Source organism: Ruminococcus sp., assembly GCF_017549005.1.
GTDB lineage: Bacteria > Bacillota > Clostridia > Oscillospirales > Ruminococcaceae > Ruminococcus.
Genome location: NZ_JAFYYT010000018.1, coordinates 12022 through 32952, shown reverse-complemented (window position 1 = coordinate 32952; position 20931 = coordinate 12022). Strand labels below are relative to the sequence as shown.

The window sequence follows — 20931 nt, the reverse complement described above, 5'->3', positions numbered from 1 at the left end:
TCCTTATATCAGTCTTCGCTGTCGAAGTCGAAATCATCGCCGCCGTCGTCAAGATCAAGAACGTCGTCGTCCTCGGATTCGAGGTCCATATCAACGTCGTCCTCATAGCTGAACTCATCGTCGCCGTCAACAAAGTCGAGATCTCCTTCCTCATCGTCCTCGCCTTCAAAGCCGAAGCCTGCCTCGCCGAGTTCGCTCTCGCTCATATCCGAGCTGTCGAGAGTATCCTCGTCATCATATGAACGTGAAGGCATCGGATCATCGTCGTCGAAGCTCTGAGTGAGGTCGATCTCCTCCTGATTTTCGTCAAGGACCTTGACGTCGAGACAGAGTGACTGCATTTCCTTGATAAGAACCTTGAAGGACTCGGGGATACCCGGAGTAGGAACGTTCTGTCCCTTAACGATAGCCTCGTAGGTATTGACACGTCCGATAGTATCGTCAGACTTGACTGTAAGGATCTCCTGAAGGGTGTAAGCAGCACCGTAAGCTTCAAGAGCCCAAACTTCCATTTCTCCGAAACGCTGTCCGCCGAACTGAGCCTTACCGCCCAGAGGCTGCTGTGTAACGAGAGCGTAAGGACCGACTGAACGTGCATGGATCTTATCGTCAACGAGGTGGTGGAGCTTGAGGTAGTACATATAGCCCACAGTTACGCGGTTATCGAACTTTTCACCTGTACGTCCGTCATAGAGTGTAAATTTACAATCCTCTGTGAATTCCAGAGCATTGGGGTTGATAACTTTATCCATAGCCTTGAGCTCGAACATATCGTCCTTGTGCTCCTTGGCGTGTTCGTTGGCCATTTTGAAGCATTCACGGATATCGTCCTCGTGAGCGCCGTCGAATACAGGAGTCATGATGTGCCAGCCCAGAGCCTTACAAGCCATACCGAGATGTACTTCAAGAACCTGTCCGATATTCATTCGTGAAGGAACGCCGAGAGGATTGAGCACGATATCGAGAGGTGTACCGTCAGGAAGGAACGGCATATCCTCCTCAGGGAGTATACGTGAAACAACGCCCTTGTTACCGTGACGGCCGGCCATCTTATCGCCGACAGTGATCTTACGCTTCTGAGCGATGTAGCAGATAACGCGCATATTTACGCCTGCCGAAAGCTCGTCGCAGTTGTCTCTCGTGAATACCTTTACGTCAACGATAACTCCCGATTCGCCGTGAGGTACCTTGAGTGAGTTATCACGTACTTCTCTTGCCTTCTCACCGAAGATAGCGCGGAGAAGTCTTTCCTCGGCTGTAAGCTCTGTTTCTCCCTTAGGAGTTACCTTACCAACGAGGATATCGCCGGAATTAACCTCGGAACCGATGCGGATGATACCGTTTTCGTCGAGATTTGCAAGTGCATCGTCGCCCACGTTGGGGATATCACGTGTGATCTCCTCAGGTCCGAGCTTTGTATCACGGCACTCGATCTCGTATTCTTCTATATGAACTGATGTGAATACATCTTCTCTTACAAGGCGCTCGTTAAGGAGAACGGCGTCCTCGTAGTTGTAACCTTCCCATGTCATGAAGCCGATGAGAGCATTCTTACCGAGTGAGATCTCACCGTCAGCAGTTGCGGGACCGTCTGCAAGCACCTGTCCCTTCTTTACCTCTTCGCCTGCTGTGACGATAGGTCTCTGGTTCACGCAGGTACCCTGGTTTGAACGCTTGAACTTGATGAGCTCGTACTTGTGCTCAACGCCGTCGGTATCGACCATTGTGATCTTGTCTGCGTCAACATATGTTACCTTTCCGTCGTAGTCGGAAACAACGCATACGCCCGAGTCAACGGCAGCCTTGTACTCCATACCAGTACCGACGAAAGGACGCTCTGTCTTGAGGAGCGGAACAGCCTGACGCTGCATGTTCGAGCCCATGAGGGCACGGTTAGCGTCATCGTTCTCGAGGAACGGGATCATGGAAGTAGCTACAGAAACGACCATCTTAGGCGAAACGTCCATGTAGTCGACCTTTTCACGCTCGCACTCGAGTATCTGCTCACGGTAACGCGCGTTGACACGCGGTCTTGCAAGCTTGTTGTCCTCTGTGAGGGGCTCGTTTGCCTGAGCAACAACGAAGTTGTCCTCCATATCGGCAGTCATGTAAACGACCTCATTGGTAACAACGCCGGTAGCCTTGTCTACCTTTCTGTAAGGAGCCTCAACGAAGCCGTACTCATTGATCCTTGCAAAAGTAGCAAGATATGAGATAAGTCCGATGTTAGGACCTTCAGGTGTCTCGATAGGACACATTCTTCCGTAGTGGCTGTAGTGAACGTCGCGGACCTCAAATCCCGCACGGTCTCTTGAAAGACCGCCTGGTCCGAGGGCTGAAAGACGTCTCTTATGTGTAAGCTCGGCAAGAGGGTTGTTCTGATCCATGAACTGTGACAGAGGTGAGGAGCAGAAGAACTCCTTCATAGCCGAAGAAATAGGTCTTATGTTGATAAGAGTCTGAGGAGTGAGCGTATTCACATCCTGAGTCTGGAGGTTCATTCTCTCGCGGATACCGCGTTCCATTCTTGTGTAGCCGATGCGGAACTGGTTCTGGAGGAGCTCACCTACGGAACGGATACGTCTGTTTCCGAGGTGGTCGATATCGTCAACCGTACCTACGCCCTCGCAGAGGTTGAGGAAGTAGCTGATAGAAGCTCTGATATCGTCAAGGGTGATGTACTTCGGTGAGAGCTCGTCTGCCTTCTTCTTGATAGTTTCCTCGAGCTCGTCAGCGTCTGCGGCATTGTCGATGATATCCTTGAGGACATTGAATGAGACCTTCTCGTTGATGCCGTACTTCTCGGCGTCGAAATCAACATAGCCCTTGATGTCGACCATACCGTTACCGATGACCTTGACTGTCTTTTCGACCATGCGGACCGATGTCTCGCCGCGGTCGTCGGTATAGTACTCCTTAGCCTCAACGTTTACGTAAGCGCTGTAAACGCCTGCCTGCTCGATCTCGCAGGCCTTGTCGTATGTGAGGGTCTCGCCGGCGTCAGCGAGGATCTCGCCTGTCATTTCGTTGATGATAGGCTGTGCAAGAGTTCTGCCCGAAAGACGTGAAGCGATACCCAGTTTCTTGTTGTACTTGTAGCGTCCGAAGCGGCAGAGGTCGTATCTCTTAGCCTCGAAGAAGAGGTTATTGAGGTGGCTTACTGCGCTTTCGACCGTAGGAGGCTCGCCCGGACGGAGCTTCTTGTATACGTCTATGAGAGCGTCTGAGCGGTTCTTTGTCTGATCCTTCTGGAGGATAGTCTGTCTGAGGCGCTCATCGTCGCCGTATATCTCGAATATCTCCTCATCGGTACCCTCTTCGCCGAGAGCTCTGATGAAAGTAGTGAGCGGTATTTTTCTGTTTTTATCTATACGAACGTAAACAACGTCGTTTGAATCCTGTTCATACTCCAGCCATGCACCGCGGTTAGGGATTATCTGCGAGCTGAAGAGGTCTTTACCTGTCTTGTCCTTTGTGAATGAATAGTAAACACCCGGCGAACGGACGAGCTGAGATACGATAACACGCTCAGCGCCGTTGATGACGAAAGTTCCGCTGTCAGTCATGAGAGGGAAGTCGCCCATATAGATCTCGCTTTCGCTGACTGCGCCCGTTTCCTTGTTTGCAAGTGTAGCGGTCGCTTTCATCGAGACCTGATAGGTAGCTCCTCTGGATTTACATTCTGCGAGAGAATACTTGGGAGTATCGTCAAAGCGGTAGTCCTTGAAGTTGAGGACGAGATTGCCGTTGTAGTCAGTGATGGCGGTCATCTCGCGGAACACCTCGCGAAGACCTTCTTCCTTGAACCACTTATACGAGTTCTTCTGCACCTCGATAAGGTTCGGCATCTCCAGAGGCTCGGTAATCTTACCGAAGCTCATTCTGACATTCTTTCCCAGCTGCTTAGGTGTAACATTCACCATAGGCGGAACCTCCTTGTATTTTTTTACTGCATTCCCCTGCGCACACAGAGCATGGAACAGCAGTTCTGTTTATAGCTGCCGTATCATCTGAAAAATTTTCTGCAAAACTATTGACAAGTCTGTGCAAAGTATGCTATAATATCTTGCAAAATAGCGATACTATTCCATATTGATACATTATAACATTATAATACAGTTTTTGTCCCATGTCAAGGGGCTATGGAAAGATTTATCAAAAAGCGCCGAATTTGTAAATGAACAGGCGCTTTTTTTGTTGGTTTTTGAGGGCGGAGTTTTCTCGTTCCCGAGCATGAAAACCGGGATATCAGCTTTGTATGAATGCACATAATAACAGCAAAGCGCTTGTGCAATACGCACAAGCGCTCTTTGTAATTTCAGGTCACTTTACAAGCTCGACCTTGTAGCCCTTTTCCGCAAGAAGGTCGTCTATGCCCTTCGTTCCCGAAAAATGAGTAACTCCTATAACAACAAAGTACTTATTTCCGCTCTCCATGAACTCTCCAAGCTTATCAGCCATATTCCTGTTGCGCTTGTAGAGGTTAACCTCGAGGTATTTCGCATAGTCGTCGTCGAGGTCTGAGGAACGGTCGTTCCAGTAGTACTCCTCGTCGAGAGCGTCCACATCTCCCCTTGCCCAGCAGTCGTACTGGTAAGCAAGATTTGACGTAAAGCTCCTGATATCCCTGGCTCTGCGGACCGTATCGTATATCATGAAGTCCGAAAGCGCGTCCGAACAAGCGTCCATGATCTCGATCTGTACGTCAAGCCCCTCAAGTCCCAGTATCTCTTTGCCGTCCTGTGTGGCTTTGGTCATGTATTTCGAGTCGATATTCTCCATAACAAGGTTCTCAACTCTCTGAATGGACGCGCCGTTCACCTGTGAAGCCCAGCCGTTTGCGGTATATCCGTCCATAGCCTCACTGTAATATGAGTATTTCGACAGATACTCTATAGCCGTCTCATAGGTCTCCTTTGAGATATGATCCTTTACGGTAGTGCCGTCGTTGTAAACGATGTGATTTGTATATTCCTGGAACTGCTGCGGGTCGAGCATGGCGTTGAAATCCGATTCCAGAACAACTCCGCTGCATTTCTGATATGCGTCATCCACATAATCGGGAAGATCCATAGTATACTTGGTAGCAAATCTCATGATACCCAGCATATACATTTCGTTTCCTGTTTTGTCGTCCGTTACCTTCCACATTGCAGGCTTAGCTTTTTTTACTTTGATGTATGAGTTGATATCGTCAGTCTCTTTTTCTGTTGTACCTGTCGTAGTTTCCTTTTCCCCTTCTCCAGTGACTGTAGTCTTCGCATTTGTATCCGTGTCGTCCACGTGGATCTGATGCGAGCACGAAACAGCACTAAAAGCAATAAGCGCCGCAGAAAGAGCGGCAAAGAAACGTACTCTGCTCATAACAATCCTTTCATCAGCCGAAGCTTCTATCAATTATATCATAATGTGCGTCTATAGCACGGAAACAGAACTCAGTATCGCCCGTAATGATACCCTGCACCATTTTTTCGTGGGCGTCCTGGAGCTGTTCCTTGACATCCTGCCCCGATGTCGTCAGGAAATCGTCTATCCACCTCATATACACCTCCGAAACAGCATTCATGAAGGTTATCCAGAAGCTGTTTTCGGTAGCATAGATAAGGGAATAATGAAAGTCCCTGTCTGCTACAGTCTGTTTGCTCGTTCCCTCAGACTCCTTCAGGCGGTTGAGGGCGGCAACTATTTTAAGTTTATTGTCCGAAGAGCAGCCTCTTGCAATAAGATAGCTGCATACGGTCTTTTCCATACTGCGTCTGAACGAGCATATCTCCTCCTTAGAGGTCTTGTTCATAAGCAGCATGACGTCCATAGCCTTTGCGATAGAATCCGAGATATTATCGGTGAGATAATTACCCGAGCCCTGTTTTCCGTTGACTATACCGAGAATTTCAAGTCCTCTGAGCGCCTCGCGGACAGTATTGCGGCTTATGCCGAGCTTTTCCGAGATACTGCGCTCTGTCGGAAGCTTGTCCCCTACCTGCAGCATTCCGCTTCTGATAAGATCTAAGATATAGTCAATTGTCTTGCGGTATTCACTGTTGCCCATAGCTTCCTCCTAAGCTCAAAATTATACACATTAAATTATAACACACTTTCTTCTGCAAGTCAAGAAAATAACGTATTATTCTTACAAAAGTCCGTTTCAGGTTAAATAAATGCCGATGTTTTGAAAGATGTTCCAATCAATTCCACAACAGCATGAAATGTATCACTTTTTGCTTTTCTTTTTTGATTTTTTCCTGGGTTCTTCCGGTTTTTTCTCTTTTCTGCCGCTTTCGTACTCAGCCATAGCTTCCTCGAGCACCTTTCTGCACTCAGGCAGCTTTTCCTTTTCCTCGGGCGGAAGCTCGGGATATTCGGGCTTGCAGGCTTTAATAGCGTCAAGGAGTATCTCCGTGATGAGATACCTCGTATACCACCTCTGATCCCCCGGGAGCACATACCACGGACTGTTTTTAGTGGAAGTCTTGTTTATCACATCGTTGAAGCACTTGAGATAAGCGTCGTACTTGTCCCTTACCTTGAGGTCATCTGCGCGGAATTTCCAGTTCTTTTCGGGCAGCTCTATCCTCTCGAGGAGCTGTCCGGTCTGCTCTTCCTTTGAAACGTGCAGGAAGATCTTGACCATACGGTAGCTGTTCTCATAGAGGTATTCCTCGAAATTGTTCACCTGTTCGCAGCGTTTTGCGAAGAACTTCTTCTTTGTATCGTCAAGGACTCTTTCCGACATATGGTAATTCTTCCATATATCCTCAGCCTGAATGGTAACGAGGTCCTCATAGTGGCTCCTGTTGAAAACTGCTATCTCGCCTCTGCGCGGGATATTCTGATGTATCCTCCACAGGTAGTCGTGAGCGAGCTCATCAGCGGTAGGCGCCTTGTAGTAATGCACCTTTACTCCCTGAGGATTTATGCCGCTGAAAACATACTTTATGCAGGAGTCCTTGCCCGAAGCGTCAAGAGCCTGTATCACGACGATAAGTCCCTCTCTTGCGTCAGCGTAGAATTTGTCCTGCAATAATACGAGGTCACGCTTGTTTTCCTCGTATTTTGCGATGATCTCGTCCTTATCGACCTTATCCTCCCTGCTGTCCGTGGGAAGCTTACGGATATCGGTCTTTTTGCCTTCCTGTATCATGTACTTGTCTGCCTTCATGTCAAAAACCTCCATTTCATGGTCAGAATATTCATTATACGTTCAATCCGGAACAAGCGGTGCGACAGTCATCATACTGTAAACCAGCACAGAGTAGAGAGTAGCCTGTCTCGCCGCAAGAAGCGCGTGTCTTTCGTTTTCGCTGCTCACATTTTCATCGCTTGCGTAAGCGATAGTCAGCAGCAGGAATGCATGGCTGACAGGCTCGGTCCTGCCGAATTCGGACAGGTCTCCCACAGACCTGTGCTGTGAAAGGAAAGCCTCGCTGTCGCTTATATCGTCGAGTATCTCCGCCGCCGAGAACTTCGTGATAGAAAGCGCCGCCAGCATTGCAAGCTCATAGTGTTTGCCGTATTTCCTGCCTTTTTTAATCATGCTGTCATAAAGCTCGCCGAATTTCGCACATTTATCCTCGGGAGTGCCGCCTGCCATTGCAAGAACATGTGAAACAGTCTGTATACTGTTATTGTCGGCTCTTTTTTTCAGGAGCTTATAGCAGGCCTCCATATCCTCGATGAGCTCGTCGTCGGACTTCTCGGAAAAAGCCAGCATTACCGCAAAGGCAACGTCCTCCTTTGTGGTTAGTATCCTGTGCTCCTTCTTCATTCGGTCGTAGATCTGTCTGCCGCGCTTTATGTAGTCCTCAGCCTCTTCCGCAGGAGCTATCCGCACAAGCAGTACCGAAAGCAGCGCCAGATGCTCTGAATTGGTGAAATACTTCCGCAAAAGCTCATAGCAGCCGAGGTATCTTTCCATTTCGCCCTTAGGGTCGTCGCTTATTGAAATAAGCGACGCTATCAGCGGACGCACCGTACTGCGGAAGCTTGACAGCATTTTCGGATTTTCCTTTATCAGGTTCATGCTGTCCTTGAACTTTCCCAGGTCAAAGACCGCGTCAGCCGCGCAGAAAACGTTTGCACACACGGGATAGAGCACGTCCCTTTCGAGGGGGTAAAAGTCGGTAAATAGCCCAAGATTGAGCAGATACTTGTCGCATAATGTTTCCAGCAGCTCTTTCATGGCGCACCTCCTTCATAAAAAATGCAGATCAGCGTATGTGCCGCACGTTTCACACATCTTCCGCGGCACCGATACACGCTAAAGCCAAATATTTTTCCAATATTTGCCGCTCATTTTCAATTATCGTAACTATTATACCACATTCCAATAAAAATTTCAACTAAAATTTTATGAATATATTGTTTTTTTCGTACAAATAGATTATAATAATGTCATAACTGTCTAAAAATCAGGAAAAACCGATGTGAGCAGGGCTGTGTGCCGAACGTTTCACTGCTCACAGGAAAGGAAATCAGAAATGCCTTTTTACAAAAACGATATGCCCATACTTGAATACGACACCTCCGTGACCTCCCTTTTCGGGATAAAATCCGAGCTCAGGAACCTGAAGCTCCCGAAAAAGGCGGTATACGCTCTTCTCGGCAGCTGCATGGACGAATACGCCGCCGAACATAACGCGGTCATCACAGGCGTTATCCCCACCATTACAAGGGATTATCCCATATATACCGTTAATTGCGGCGGCGAAGAGATATGCCTCTGTCAGGCACCCATGGGAGCTCCGGCAGCCGTACAGAACATGGAGATACTCCTTGCCTGCGGCGTAGAACAGATAATTTCCGCAGGCTCATGCGGAGTTCTCACGCCCATGCCAGAAAACGAGTTCATAGTCCCCGTGAGAGCTCTCCGCGACGAGGGCTGCTCCTACAAGTATCTTCCGCCCTCCCGCCATATTGAGCTCGATATGCCCCTTACAGACCACATCTGCACAGTCCTCGGCAGCCGCAGTATCCCGTTCAGAAAGTGCACAACATGGACTACCGACGGACTTTTCCGCGAAACTCCCGATACCGTCGCCCACCGACGCAGCGAGGGCTGCGACACCGTGGACATGGAGTGCGCCTCCCTTGCAGCCTGTGCAAAATTCCGCGGTATCGACTTCGGAATGCTGTTTTTCACAGCCGATTCCCTTGCCGACCTTGAAAACTATGACAGACGGGATTTCGGTGTTGCTTCACTTGAGCCCGCCCTGCGCCTGTGCATGGACATTATTGTCAGCTATAACGCCGAAAACTAACGAAAGCGAGTCACGAAAATGGCAAATATCATCGAAATAACCGATCTTAATGCGGAAGAGCTCCTCCCCTACACCGATACCTCCGAGAAGAAGCTGCTGGACTATTTCTCGCAGGGAGACGGCATTTTCACGGCTGAGAGCCCGAAAGTAATACGCACAGCTCTGGATTCGGGCTATGAACCTCTCTCACTTCTTCTCGAAAGGAAGTACATAAGCGGTCAGGCGGCGGACATCATCGGGCGCTGCGGCGATATCCCTGTATATACGGCTTCATCGTCCGTACTTGAAAAGCTGACGGGCTTTAAGCTCACACAGGGCGCACTCTGCGCCATGCGGCGTAAAAAACTGCCCACACCGCAGGAAATCCTTGCAAAAGCCGAGCGTATAGCCGTTCTTGAGGACGTCATGAACCAGACCAACATAGGCGCTGTTTTCCGTTCAGCGGCAGCTCTTGGGTTTGACGCTGTGCTGCTCACGCCCTCATGCAGCGATCCCCTTTTCCGCAGAACAGTCCGCGTAAGCATGGGAACGGTCTTTCAGCTCCCGTGGACGTACCTCGGTAAGGGAGCTCCCGACTATATCACAGAACTGAAAGCAATGGGCTTTGCCTGTGCTGCAATGGCTCTGCGCCGAGATACAGTGCGTATCGACGACGAAAGGCTGAGAGCCGAGCCGAAGCTCGCCGTGATACTCGGGACCGAGGGCAACGGACTCCGCGACGAGACTATAGACAGGTGCGACCACACAATAAAGATACCAATGGCAAACGGCGTAGATTCACTGAATGTTGCCGCTGCAAGCGCCGTTGCATTCTTTCAGCTGAGCAAGAATATATAAAAAACAGGCTGTAAATGCAGCCTGTTTTTATTTACCCCATATCAAATTAAAAGACGATCATCGCCGTAAATCTCTTATCCCTACAGTCGATTTTAAGCCTGAAGCCGTTTTGTGCCGCGGCAGCTGCCGCAATTGCAAGTCCGAGGCCGTGGCTGTTCTTGTCGCTCCGCGCCTTGTCGCCCTTGACAAAGGGCATGAGGAGGTCCTTTGTATCGACGTTTTCAGCAGTATCATTCACTACGCATAAGCGTTTTTTGTCAGCAGTAATTTTGATAGTACCGTCGTTTCTCGTGTACTTCACCGCATTTGAAACAAGGTTTTCCACAGCTGTTCCGAGGATATCCCTGTCTGCGGAGACCTCTCCGCCGCCGCTGATATCCAGCTCTATGCCTCTTTCCTCCAGAACAGTGCGGTACTTGTCTGCCGCACTCTCCGCAAGCTCCTTTATATCGACTTTCGTTTTGTTCAGTTTCTTTATCTGCTCGGTCTCGCTGAGTTTCAGTGTTTTTGCGATGATATCATCGGTATACGCCACATTTTTCATAATAGAGCCGAGGTAATTCAGCTCCTTTTCACTGCCGTCCTCCTTGCGCATTTCAATAAGGTTCTCCGCGTAGCCGCCGATAACTGCAAGAGGCGTTTTCAGATCATGGGCAAGATTGTTGGTAAGCGCCCTCTGATAGTCCTCAAAGGCGTACTGAGCCTTGTTTTTAGCATTTCTTGTCAGGCAGACCACCAATACGAACAGCGTCATGCAGCCGAATAACAAGCTCATAAAGAATATCATTCTGCGCCATGAACGCAGCCCATTCATATCAGTCTCAATGAAGCTTATTATGGCTCTTTCCTCTTCATCATCATATATTCTCTCAAAAGCAACATCTGTATTTTTGCCAAAATCGAACATATCATTAAAAACAGCCCTCGAACTGTTCCTGTCAAGCCATTCTTTAATCCTGTCCCTGTATTCCCCGTAAATTTCATCGACAAGTCCCGGATCACAGCCGTAAATGCCCTGTATCGCGACGCCATGCGGATATTCCTCCATATTATGGCGCGAAGCTATCTCCTTTAAAACATACCCTTCCACATCGCAGTCTACCGTGATCGTGTACTCCTTCTCCAACACACTTGAAAAGTCAAAATAACCATAGTTCAGAAAGCCGTTATCCCATCTGTATCTCTTGACATTTATAGTATGAGGTATCATTTTTTTCTCTTTTTCATTGATGTAAAGACTTGTGATGTCGAGCTCATTGCTGTGATCTCTGCTCTCTATGTCCCTTAAATGCTCCTCAAAAAGTCCTCTGAGCTCGGGAATATCGTATTCCTGAGGGTCAAAGACGTAGTATTCGGTACTGTCAGGCGCTTCTGACATTCTTATACCCATACACATCACTTCACGACATGAATCGACGATATCACCGTTCGTGTCAACAGTAAAAGTTACTGACCTGCACTTTGGCTCCACCCATGTCACAGGATCAAGATATCCACCTTCGGTATTAGGAGCGATTGAACCGAGCATACTTAAGAAGATATATTTCGGCAGATACTTTTTCTGCTCATTCTGTCGCCTGATGCTTCGCATATAGGACGTCACAACATTATCTGCCTGATTCTCCAAAAGGGTGTAGACCTGCATCTTTACGAAAAAGGAAGTATAATTTCCGACGATCATCGTTATTATAATTGGTATTATCATACCTTTTAAAAACATTTTCAGGAACGAAGTACGTTTCGGTTTCCTTTTAAAAAGCTTGTTCTTCATCTGATCTACTCCTTCGCAAGCTTGTACCCCCGTCCCACAAGAGTTTTTATCTGTGCGCCTGCGCTGCCGAGGGCTTTTCTGAGTTTCTTTATATGATTGTCCACCACGCGGTCGCTGCCGAAGTAGTCATAGCCCCACACCCTGTTCAGCAGGGTATCACGGGAGATGACCCAGTTCTCATGCTCAAGCAGATATCGGAGTATAGCAAACTCCTTAGGCGGCAGCTCCACCTCGCAACCGTCCGCGAAACACCGCAGAGTCCGTGTATCGAGGCAGATAGTACCGCAGATGAGCTGAGTATTGTTTCCGATTTTTCCTGCACGCCGCACAACTGCTTCGCACTTGCTGTACAGCACTGAAAGCAGGAATGGCTTGACTATATAATCGTCGCAGCCGAGGTCGTAGCCGCTGAGGATATCTTCCTCGCGCCCACGGGCAGTAATAAATATAACAGGTACGTCGCTTTTCATGCGGAGCTGTCTGCACAGCGTAAAACCGTCCGCTTCGGGCAGCATGATATCCAACAGCACAAGCTCATATCCCTCTATGCCGCCGCTTATCATATCAGAAGCTTCGCCGCCGTTACGAACAGCCTCGACTTCCGTTCCCTTATTCCCGAAGTATTCGGTGATTATCTCGCATATTTCGGCATCGTCCTCTACAAGAAGTATTTTTTTCATAAGTAACGCGCTCCTTATCTATAAAAGCATTATAAAATGCTGATGTATCCTTTTTATGTCCTGAGTGTGCTTTTTTTATATCATTATATATATGTTGCATATAAAAGTCAAACAATTTTTGTAAATATCTGTTACAGCACGGTTACAAACAGCAATAAACGATAAGAACAGAACAATTTTTGTCTTGTTTTGGCCGAATCTTTATTGTATAATAATTACAGATAATACAGTGGACATATATATACAGTGTTCAAATGAGTTTACAAAGTTATTTCAAACTGTATTATTTAGTTACAAATTGGAAACACCAAATCATTATGCATTACCGCTGCTTTAAAATGTTACAGGACATAAACATGAATAGAGGCAAACCTTCCCTGACGGTATGCATAAATGATATAAAGCTGCATGACGCCCCTCAGCGTATGGCAGCAAGTCGGATATTATGGCTTCCGACCTTGGCAGAACTGGCAAGAACGGGATCTGTGATCTCGTTCCCCCTGACCAGACTGCCTGCGGAAAGGATTCCGCTTTTTGAATATGATTGTACCACCTCTCTGAATAATAGATAAGAAAGTCCCCCTTATGACCGAGGGGACTTTCTTATTTCAGACAAAAACCTCCCGGAAGCATTCAACACAGACTGCTCCCGGGAGATTTTTGTATTATTCCACAAATTGCAGCGCACATTTTTGTGCAGAACATAGATTCTGAAATTAATTTTTCTGATATTAAACGGTTTTCCGTTTAATTTCCTGCATTTTTTGCCCCCTTATAGAAAGCATTACCGCCGTTTGCACCCTTTCTTATATAAATCAAAAGGGCGGCAAAGCCGCCCTGACTGATCACTATTCACTGACAACAGCGTTCTTCATTTCCTTAACGAACTCGCCAACGTATGGAGCCGCTTCCCTGCCGTACTTTTCAAGGAGCTTGATTATTGCCGAACCCACGATAGCTCCGTCTGAAAGCTCAGCCATTGCTTTAGCCTGTTCGGGCTTTGAGATACCGAAGCCGACAGCACAGGGAACGTCCGTATTTCTGCGTACAAGCTCCACAAGCTCGCCTATATTCGTGGTTATCTCGGCTCTTTCGCCTGTAACTCCGAGACTTGAAACAACGTAGATGAAGCCGCTTGCTTCCTTTGCTATCATGGCAACTCTGTCCTCTGAGGTAGGAGCGATCATGGAAATAAGGTCAACTCCGTACTGCTTTGCAACATCTGCGAACTCGTCCTTTTCCTCATACGGAAGGTCGGGGAGAATGATACCGTCAACGCCCGCTTCGCAGCACCTTGCCATAAAGCGCTCTGCGTCGTATGAAAATACCACATTTGCATAGGTCATGAATACGAAAGGTATCTTAACGTCCCTGCGGAGCTCCTTTACGAGCTCAAAGACCTTGTCCGTTGTAACGCCTGCGGCAAGAGCGCGGATATTGGCTCCCTGAATAACGGGACCTTCAGCAGTAGGGTCTGAAAAAGGTATGCCAAGCTCTATGAGGTCTGCGCCGTTTTCTGCGGCAGCTCTTACTATCTTTGCGGTAGTCTCAAGGTCGGGATCACCGCAGGTTATGAAAGGTATGAAAGCCTTGCCGTTTGCAAAGGCTGATCTTATATTACTCATGGATATCCTCCCCTCTGTAGCGGGCAATCGCAGCGCAGTCCTTGTCGCCGCGTCCCGAAACCGTTACTATGATTATCTTGTCCTTGTCCATAGTCGGAGCAAGCTTCATAGCGTAAGCAATTGCGTGAGCCGACTCGATAGCAGGAATGATACCCTCAGTACGTGAAAGGTACTCGAAAGCGTTTACAGCCTCATCGTCTGTTACAGGCACGTATTCAGCCCTGCCGATATCGTGGAGATGTGCGTGCTCGGGACCTACTCCGGGATAGTCAAGACCAGCGGAAATAGAGTAAACAGGAGCAATCTGACCGTACTCGTCCTGGCAGAAATATGACTTCATACCGTGGAAGATACCTATCCTTCCCGTATTGACGGTTGCAGCCGTTTCAAATGTGTCGATGCCTCTTCCTGCCGCCTCGCAGCCTATAAGGCGTACTCCCTCATCGGGAATGAAGTGGTAGAAGCTTCCGATAGCGTTTGAGCCGCCGCCCACACAGGCGATGACTGCGTCGGGGAGCCTGCCCTCAGCTTCAAGTATCTGAGCTCTTGCCTCACGGGAGATAACAGCCTGAAAATCACGTACTATAGTTGGGAACGGGTGAGGTCCCATAACTGAGCCGAGACAGTAATGAGTATCGGCGATACGTGTCGTCCACTCGCGCATAGCCTCGGAAACAGCGTCCTTGAGGGTAGCAGTTCCGCTCTTTACCGGGATAACATCAGCTCCGAGGAGCTTCATGCGGTAAACATTGAGCGCCTGACGCTTGGTGTCCTCCTCGCCCATGAATACCACGCACTCCATATCGAGGAGAGCCGCAGCGGTAGCGGTCGCAACACCGTGCTGACCTGCTCCTGTTTCGGCGATAAGGCGCGTCTTGCCCATTTTCTTTGCAAGGAGAGCCTGTCCGAGAACGTTGTTTATCTTGTGAGAGCCTGTATGATTGAGGTCCTCGCGCTTGAGATATATCTTAGCTCCGCCCAGCTCCCGTGTGAGCTTGTCTGCACGGTAAAGCAGGGAGGGTCTTCCTGCGTAATTATTGAGGAGCTCTGTTAGCTCGCGGTTGAAATCGGGATCGTTCTTATAGTGCTCGTAAGCCTTTTCGAGCTCTATGACTGCATTCATAAGCGTTTCGGGGATGTACTGACCGCCGTGAACGCCGAATCTGCCTTTTGATTCTGACATATTATCTTTCCTTTCGGTTTATAGTTTACGCAGGATATCCAGCGTATGATTTGAAGCACCGATCAGGTCCTGTCTTTCGCAGGTAGCGAAGTGGTACTCCATGTATTTTTCAAATGTGTATCTGTCCATGCTGTCGATACATTCGCTGATGTAACAAGCCGCTCCGTCAGTCGCTATGAGCTTTATCCTCTCCACCGGTAAGCCTGCATAAAGAGAAGCTATCTCCTCCGTTCGGATAAGCTCAAAAAGCTCTTTTGGCTCGCTCTTGCAGTGCCATTCGGGAGTGACCATATCGTTATCAAGCACCTTTTTCAGATTTCCGTGAAGAAAAGCGTGCTGGATAACAGCGGCTTCGTTCATACAGTAAGCCGCAAGTATGAAGCCGCCGTGCCTTGTGACTCTTACCGCCTCGGAAAGTGCCTGTATCTTGTCCGCCTTTGTGTACAGATGATACATAGGATTGAGAACAAGAGTCATATCAAAGCTCTCATCACCGAAACGCGACAGGTCGAGAGCGTTTCCCTGTACTGCTTCAATCGTTTCACTGCCTGTGAGCTTGCTTTTCATGATATCAAGATTATGCTCAACGAGCTCCACAGCGGTGACATTATGTCCCTCACGGGCAAGAGCTGTACTGTATCGCCCCGTACCTGCACCGACTTCAAGGATACTCGCCTTTCTGCTGCCGAGATTATCATGGATATACTTCATTGTGGTAAGATATTCCACCTGACCGTGCTGTGTGAGGAGCCTTTCGTCCTCGCTGAAGCTGTTATAGAAGTTTTCGAGATATTCCATAGCTTCACCTCAGACCTTTCCGACCGCCTCCGCAAAGGCTTTCATCTTTTCAAAGTCCTTGAAGCCGTCGGTTTCGAGGCATGAGCTTGCGTCCACAGCATACGGGGCAAGTTTTTCTATGGCTTCGCCGACATTTTCGGGAGTTATCCCCCCTGCAAGGAAGAATTTCCGCTTAATGCCGCTGATAAGCGACCAGTCAAAGGTCTCTCCCGAGCCTCCGCCCGAATCAAGGAGAACAAAGTCCGCGCAGGAACGCTCAGCCCTTTCGCAGTCAGCTCTGCAGCTTATCCTGAAAGCCTTTATCACGGGAATACCCTTGCTTTTCAGAGCCATTATCTCCTCCTCGCTCTCGTTTCCGTGGAGCTGAGCGACCTTTATCGCACCGCTCTTTACGGCAGAAGCGATATTCTCAATGGTCTCATTCACGAAAACTCCCACAGGGATTATCCTTTCGTCAAGGAGCTCCGTAAGCTCCGTCGCTTTTACGGGGGATATGTACCGCTTGCTCTTTTCTGCGAAAACATAGCCGATATAATCGGGAAGGAGCTTGTTTACATACTCTATGTCCTCCCTGCGGCGAAGTCCGCACATTTTTATCTTAGTCATATTATCCTTTCAGCTCTCTGAGCTTTGCCTTTTTGTCAGCGGCTCTCATAAGAGTTTCGCCGATAAGCACCGCATTTACTCCTGCCTCGCGGAGAAGCCTTATATCCTCCGCAGTCTGTACTCCACTCTCGGAGACGAAGCTCACATTTCCGGGAGCAAGCTCGCGGAGCCTGCGGCTGTTGCCTGTATCTACTGAAAAGTCCTTGAGATTGCGGTTGTTCACGCCTATGATACGCGCTCCTGCGGCAACTGCCGTGCGGAGCTCCGCTTCATCGTGAGCTTCGACGAGAGCCGATATTCCCAGCTCGTCACATATGCCGATGTATTCGCTTATCTGCTGCTGTGAAAGTATGGAGCATATAAGCAGTACCGCCTTTGCCCCGAGAAGCTTTGCCTCGTATATCATGTACTCATCTACGGTGAAGTCCTTGCGTATACAGGGGATACTCACATTTGCAGCTATCTCGCGGAGATACTCGTCGCTGCCGAGGAACCATTTCGGCTCTGTGAGGACTGATATGCAGTCCGCACCTGCCGCTTCGTATTCCTTTGCGATATCAAGATAAGGGAAATCCTCCGCGATAACGCCCTTTGAAGGAGAAGCCTTCTTGCACTCGCAGATAAAGGCGATATCCTCCTTTTTCAGAGCCTTTTCAAACTCAAAACCGCCCTTTGGCAGCTCCAGCGCGAGCCTTTTTACCTGCTCTGCGGAGAGCTTTTTCTTAGCTGCCGCCACACGCTCGCGGGCATAGTCTGCAAGCTGGTCGAGAATAGTCATACCGCACCTCAGTTCTTTGATTCTGCAATGAATTTATCCATTACTGCAAGGGCAGAGCCGTTGTCTATGAGCTCCTCAGCCTTTCTGATACCGTCAGCCATAGTCTCAGCCTTGCCGCCGATATATATAGCAGCGCCTGCGTTGAGGAGGACTGCGTTTCTCTTGTGTCCCTTTATGCTGCCGTCAAGTATGCCGCGTGTTATAGCCGCATTCTCCTCAGGAGTGCCGCCCTTGAGGTCGTCCTTTGTGCAGCGCTCAAAGCCGAACTGCTCGGGAGTTATCTCATAGTTCTTCATCCAGCCGTCCCTGTACTCGCATACTGCTGTGGGAGCGCTCAGCGATATCTCGTCCAGCTTATCCTTGCCGAAAACTACCATGCCGTTCTTTGAACCCAGCTTCATGAGAACTTCCGCAACAGGCTCAAGGAGAACGCTGTCGTAAACTCCGAGCAGATGATGCTTAGGGCAGGCAGGATTGGTAAGGGGTCCGAGAATATTGAACACCGTGCGGAAACCAAGCTCCTTGCGGATAGGACCTACATACTTCATGGAAGTGTGATACTTCTGGGCAAAGAAGAAGCAGAAGCCCACGTTTTCAAGAAGCTGTCTGCACTTATCGGGGTCAAGGTCGATATTTGCCCCGAGAGCCTCAAGGCAGTCGGCAGTTCCCGAAAGTGAAGAAGCAGCGCGGTTTCCGTGCTTTGAGACCTTAACGCCCGAAGCTGCAATAACGAATGCGGAGGTGGTGGAAATATTGAAGCTGTGAGCATTGTCGCCGCCTGTTCCAACTATTTCGAGGAGATCCATGTCGTTCTCGAACTTTACAGCTGCGTCGCGCATTGCTGCCGCACAGCCTGTTATCTCGTCTATCGTTTCAGCCTTTGTGCTCTTTGTGGAAAGAGCCGAGAGAAAAGCCGCATTCTGAGTGGGAGTAGTCTCACCGGACATTATCTCCGAAATTACCTTGTATGCCTCGTCATAGGTGAGGTCTTCCTTGTTTACTATCTTTTCGATCGCTTCTTTTATCATAATAACAACTCCTTGATTTACATTTCTATGAAATTTCTCAGCATTATGTGTCCGTCGGGAGTCATTATCGACTCGGGGTGGAACTGTACGCCGAATATGGGGTATTCCTTATGCTGGACCGCCATTATCTCTCCGTCGTCCGCAACTGCCGTCACATTGAAGCAGTCGGGAATGGTAGCTGCGTCCGCTGCAAGGGAATGATACCTCGCCACAGGAGCTCCCTCGTCTATGCCTCTGAAAAGCGGACTGTCATTCATGAAGCTTATAACGGACTGCTTACCGTGCATTAGCTGCTTTGCGTAGGTAACTGTAGCTCCGTATGCCGCACATATAGCCTGATGTCCGAGGCATACGCCGAGGGTCGGTATCTTACGGCATACCGTCTTTGCAGCTTCGATTATTATTCCTGCGTCCTCGGGGCGTCCCGGTCCCGGGGAAAGAATGATCCTGTCGGGAGCAAGTTCTTCTATCTGCCCCACAGTCATCTCGTCATTGCGTATCACCTTTATATCGGGCTCTATAGCGCCTATCATCTGATATAGGTTATATGAAAAGCTGTCATAATTATCAATGAGAAGTATCATATCTCTTCCTCCTCTGCAAGCTTGAGTGCGTTTACTACCGCAGCGGCCTTGTTTATGCACTCCTGATATTCCTTTTCGGGAACCGAGTCAGCAACTATTCCTGCGCCGCTCCTTACGAATACCTTTCCGTTTTTCTTGTAGGCTATGCGGATAGCGATACAGGTATCGAGGTTTCCCGTAAAGTCTATGTAGCCGATCGCTCCGCCGTAGATTCCGCGCTTGTTGTCCTCGAGCTCGGCTATGAGCTGGCAGGCGCGTATCTTCGGAGCCCCCGAAAGAGTGCCTGCAGGGAGAACTGCGCTCACTGCGTCAAGTCCGTCAAATTCCTCCCTTATCTCGCCGCGTACAGTTGAGCCGATGTGCATTACGTGGGAATAGCGCTCAATACTGTGAAGCTTTTCTACCTCCACAGTGCCAAACCTGCTTATCTTGCCGAGGTCGTTTCTTCCGAGATCGACCAGCATATTATGCTCTGCAAGCTCCTTTTCGTCACGGAGCAGTCCTTCTTCAAGCTCCTTGTCCTCTTTTTCCGTCTTGCCTCTGGGGCGTGTTCCTGCGAGGGGGAAAGTGTGTAGGACTCCGTCCTCAAGCTTTACGAGAGTTTCGGGAGAAGCTCCTGCGATCTCCACGTCCGTACCCGAAAAATAGAACATATACGGGGAAGGATTGATAGTTCTCAGTACGCGGTAGGTATTCAGCAGACTGCCCTCATAATCTGCGGAGAGACGGTTTGAAAGGACTATCTGGAAGATATCTCCCTCGCGGATATGGCGCTTTGCCTTTTCGACCATTCCGCAGTACTCCTCCTTGCTGAAAAGGGCTGTAACTTCGCTTTTCAGGTGTCCCGCAGGTTCGCGCCGTGCAGTTCCGTTCCTGAGGAGCTCCGCCATTTGCTGAAGCTCCATTTTTGCCTTGTTATAGCCTGCCTCTCCCTCCTCAAGTCTCATATTCGCAATGAGTATGAGCTTCTGACGGAAGTTGTCAAAGGCTATGACCTTGTCGAAAAGCATGAGGTCCACGTCCTTGAAGTTCTCGGTATCCTTCACATCGGTACGAAGCGTTTTTTCGCTGTATGCGAGGAAATCATAGGAAAAGTAGCCTGCAAGTCCGCCTGTGAAAGTTGGAAGATAGTCGAATTTGGGACTTCTGTAATTTGAAAGGATCTGTCTTATCTGTACTGACGGATCGTCTGATGTCATTTTTACGTCGCCTATGGTCAGCTCGCTGCCTGCCGCAGTTATCTGCAGCTTAGGGTCGTAGCCCAGGAACGTGTAGCGTCCCCATTTCTCCTTTTCAGCCACAGACTCCAGCATATAGCAGTGAGTCGAAATGCTTTTCAGCTTCATTATGGCTTCGATAGGAGTGCAGATATCCGACAGTATCTCACAGCTTACAGGGAGAATGTCGTACTTTCCGCTTTCTGCGTAGCGTCTGACTGTGTCAAATTCGGGTAAAAAATTCATGTAAAGCACCTCCGCAGCCTGTCAGGATAACAAAAAAGTCCCTGACAGACCAATTATGATCTGTCAAGGACGAATAATCTTATCCGCGGTACCACCTTGATTCACGGCTTTGCCGTGCGCTTAACAGGATACTGTCATATCCCTGATGATTAACGCACATCCTAACGTTGCAGAATACTCTGACCGACAATGACGGAACGTCATTTCACCGATCATTTGACTGCACCCTCGGCGGTCCATTTGCTAATCTGTTTTTCACCCGACTCTCAGCAACGCGGGCTCTCTGTGGAAGCATAATTAACTTTATCTCCGCTTCAACGG

17 protein-coding genes are annotated in these 20931 nt (G+C 48.9%); 2 read left to right on the top strand and 15 right to left on the bottom strand.

Annotation, left to right across the window (positions count from 1 at the left end):
* Positions 1-8: 8 nt before the first annotated feature.
* From rpoB to IKW96_RS05720, 5 genes are all read right to left on the bottom strand, one after another.
* A complete protein-coding gene (gene rpoB / locus IKW96_RS05740) occupies positions 9-3923 on the bottom strand; it encodes a DNA-directed RNA polymerase subunit beta (RefSeq protein ID WP_296571534.1) in 3915 nt (1304 codons plus the stop codon).
* Between the two features lie 400 nt (positions 3924-4323).
* On the bottom strand, positions 4324-5364 hold the full coding sequence (locus IKW96_RS05735; protein WP_296571531.1) for a TraB/GumN family protein: 1041 nt from the start codon (positions 5362-5364) through the stop codon (positions 4324-4326).
* 13 nt (positions 5365-5377) lie between these two features.
* A complete protein-coding gene (locus IKW96_RS05730) occupies positions 5378-6049 on the bottom strand; it encodes a GntR family transcriptional regulator (protein ID WP_296571527.1) in 672 nt (223 codons plus the stop codon).
* A gap of 162 nt (positions 6050-6211) precedes the next feature.
* Positions 6212-7159, bottom strand: a complete 948-nt coding sequence (locus IKW96_RS05725) for a PPK2 family polyphosphate kinase (protein ID WP_296571524.1) — start codon at positions 7157-7159, stop codon at positions 6212-6214.
* Positions 7160-7201: 42 nt separating this feature from the next.
* Positions 7202-8179 (bottom strand): DUF4003 family protein, encoded by a 978-nt coding sequence (locus IKW96_RS05720; RefSeq protein ID WP_296571521.1) that lies wholly within the window; start codon positions 8177-8179, stop codon positions 7202-7204.
* Between the two features lie 298 nt (positions 8180-8477).
* Between IKW96_RS05720 and IKW96_RS05715 the strand changes: the two genes are divergently transcribed.
* Together IKW96_RS05715 and IKW96_RS05710 are read left to right on the top strand one after the other, a co-directional pair.
* Positions 8478-9257, top strand: coding sequence for a nucleoside phosphorylase (locus IKW96_RS05715; protein ID WP_296571518.1), 780 nt, complete (start codon positions 8478-8480; stop codon positions 9255-9257).
* 18 nt (positions 9258-9275) lie between these two features.
* On the top strand, positions 9276-10094 hold the full coding sequence (locus tag IKW96_RS05710; protein ID WP_296571515.1) for an RNA methyltransferase: 819 nt from the start codon (positions 9276-9278) through the stop codon (positions 10092-10094).
* A 46-nt stretch (positions 10095-10140) separates the two neighbouring features.
* On the opposite strand, the gene IKW96_RS05705 is transcribed toward IKW96_RS05710, so the two are convergent.
* From IKW96_RS05705 to trpE, 10 genes are all read right to left on the bottom strand, one after another.
* The gene (locus IKW96_RS05705) at positions 10141-11865 is read right to left on the bottom strand and encodes a HAMP domain-containing sensor histidine kinase (protein WP_296571513.1); all 1725 of its coding nucleotides are present in this window, start codon (positions 11863-11865) and stop codon (positions 10141-10143) included.
* Between the two features lie 5 nt (positions 11866-11870).
* Entirely contained in the window at positions 11871-12545 is a 675-nt protein-coding gene (locus IKW96_RS05700) for a response regulator transcription factor (RefSeq protein WP_296571509.1), read from the bottom strand.
* Positions 12546-13393: 848 nt separating this feature from the next.
* The gene (gene trpA / locus IKW96_RS05695; protein ID WP_296571506.1) at positions 13394-14170 is read right to left on the bottom strand and encodes a tryptophan synthase subunit alpha; all 777 of its coding nucleotides are present in this window, start codon (positions 14168-14170) and stop codon (positions 13394-13396) included.
* Positions 14163-15353, bottom strand: a complete 1191-nt coding sequence (gene trpB, locus IKW96_RS05690) for a tryptophan synthase subunit beta (protein ID WP_296571503.1) — start codon at positions 15351-15353, stop codon at positions 14163-14165. The genes trpA and trpB overlap by 8 nt, the downstream gene beginning before the upstream one ends.
* 18 nt (positions 15354-15371) lie before the next feature.
* Complete coding sequence (locus IKW96_RS05685) at positions 15372-16151, bottom strand: class I SAM-dependent methyltransferase (RefSeq protein ID WP_296571500.1); 780 nt, start codon at positions 16149-16151, stop codon at positions 15372-15374.
* Between the two features lie 9 nt (positions 16152-16160).
* The gene (locus IKW96_RS05680; protein WP_296571497.1) at positions 16161-16757 is read right to left on the bottom strand and encodes a phosphoribosylanthranilate isomerase; all 597 of its coding nucleotides are present in this window, start codon (positions 16755-16757) and stop codon (positions 16161-16163) included.
* A 1-nt stretch (position 16758) separates the two neighbouring features.
* The gene (gene trpC, locus IKW96_RS05675; RefSeq protein ID WP_296571491.1) at positions 16759-17535 is read right to left on the bottom strand and encodes an indole-3-glycerol phosphate synthase TrpC; all 777 of its coding nucleotides are present in this window, start codon (positions 17533-17535) and stop codon (positions 16759-16761) included.
* An 8-nt stretch (positions 17536-17543) separates the two neighbouring features.
* Entirely contained in the window at positions 17544-18563 is a 1020-nt protein-coding gene (gene trpD, locus IKW96_RS05670; RefSeq protein WP_296571485.1) for an anthranilate phosphoribosyltransferase, read from the bottom strand.
* A 17-nt stretch (positions 18564-18580) separates the two neighbouring features.
* Entirely contained in the window at positions 18581-19147 is a 567-nt protein-coding gene (locus tag IKW96_RS05665; RefSeq protein ID WP_296571482.1) for an aminodeoxychorismate/anthranilate synthase component II, read from the bottom strand.
* A complete protein-coding gene (gene trpE / locus IKW96_RS05660) occupies positions 19144-20610 on the bottom strand; it encodes an anthranilate synthase component I (RefSeq protein ID WP_296571479.1) in 1467 nt (488 codons plus the stop codon). The genes IKW96_RS05665 and trpE overlap by 4 nt, the downstream gene beginning before the upstream one ends.
* Between the last annotated feature and the right edge of the window lie 321 nt (positions 20611-20931).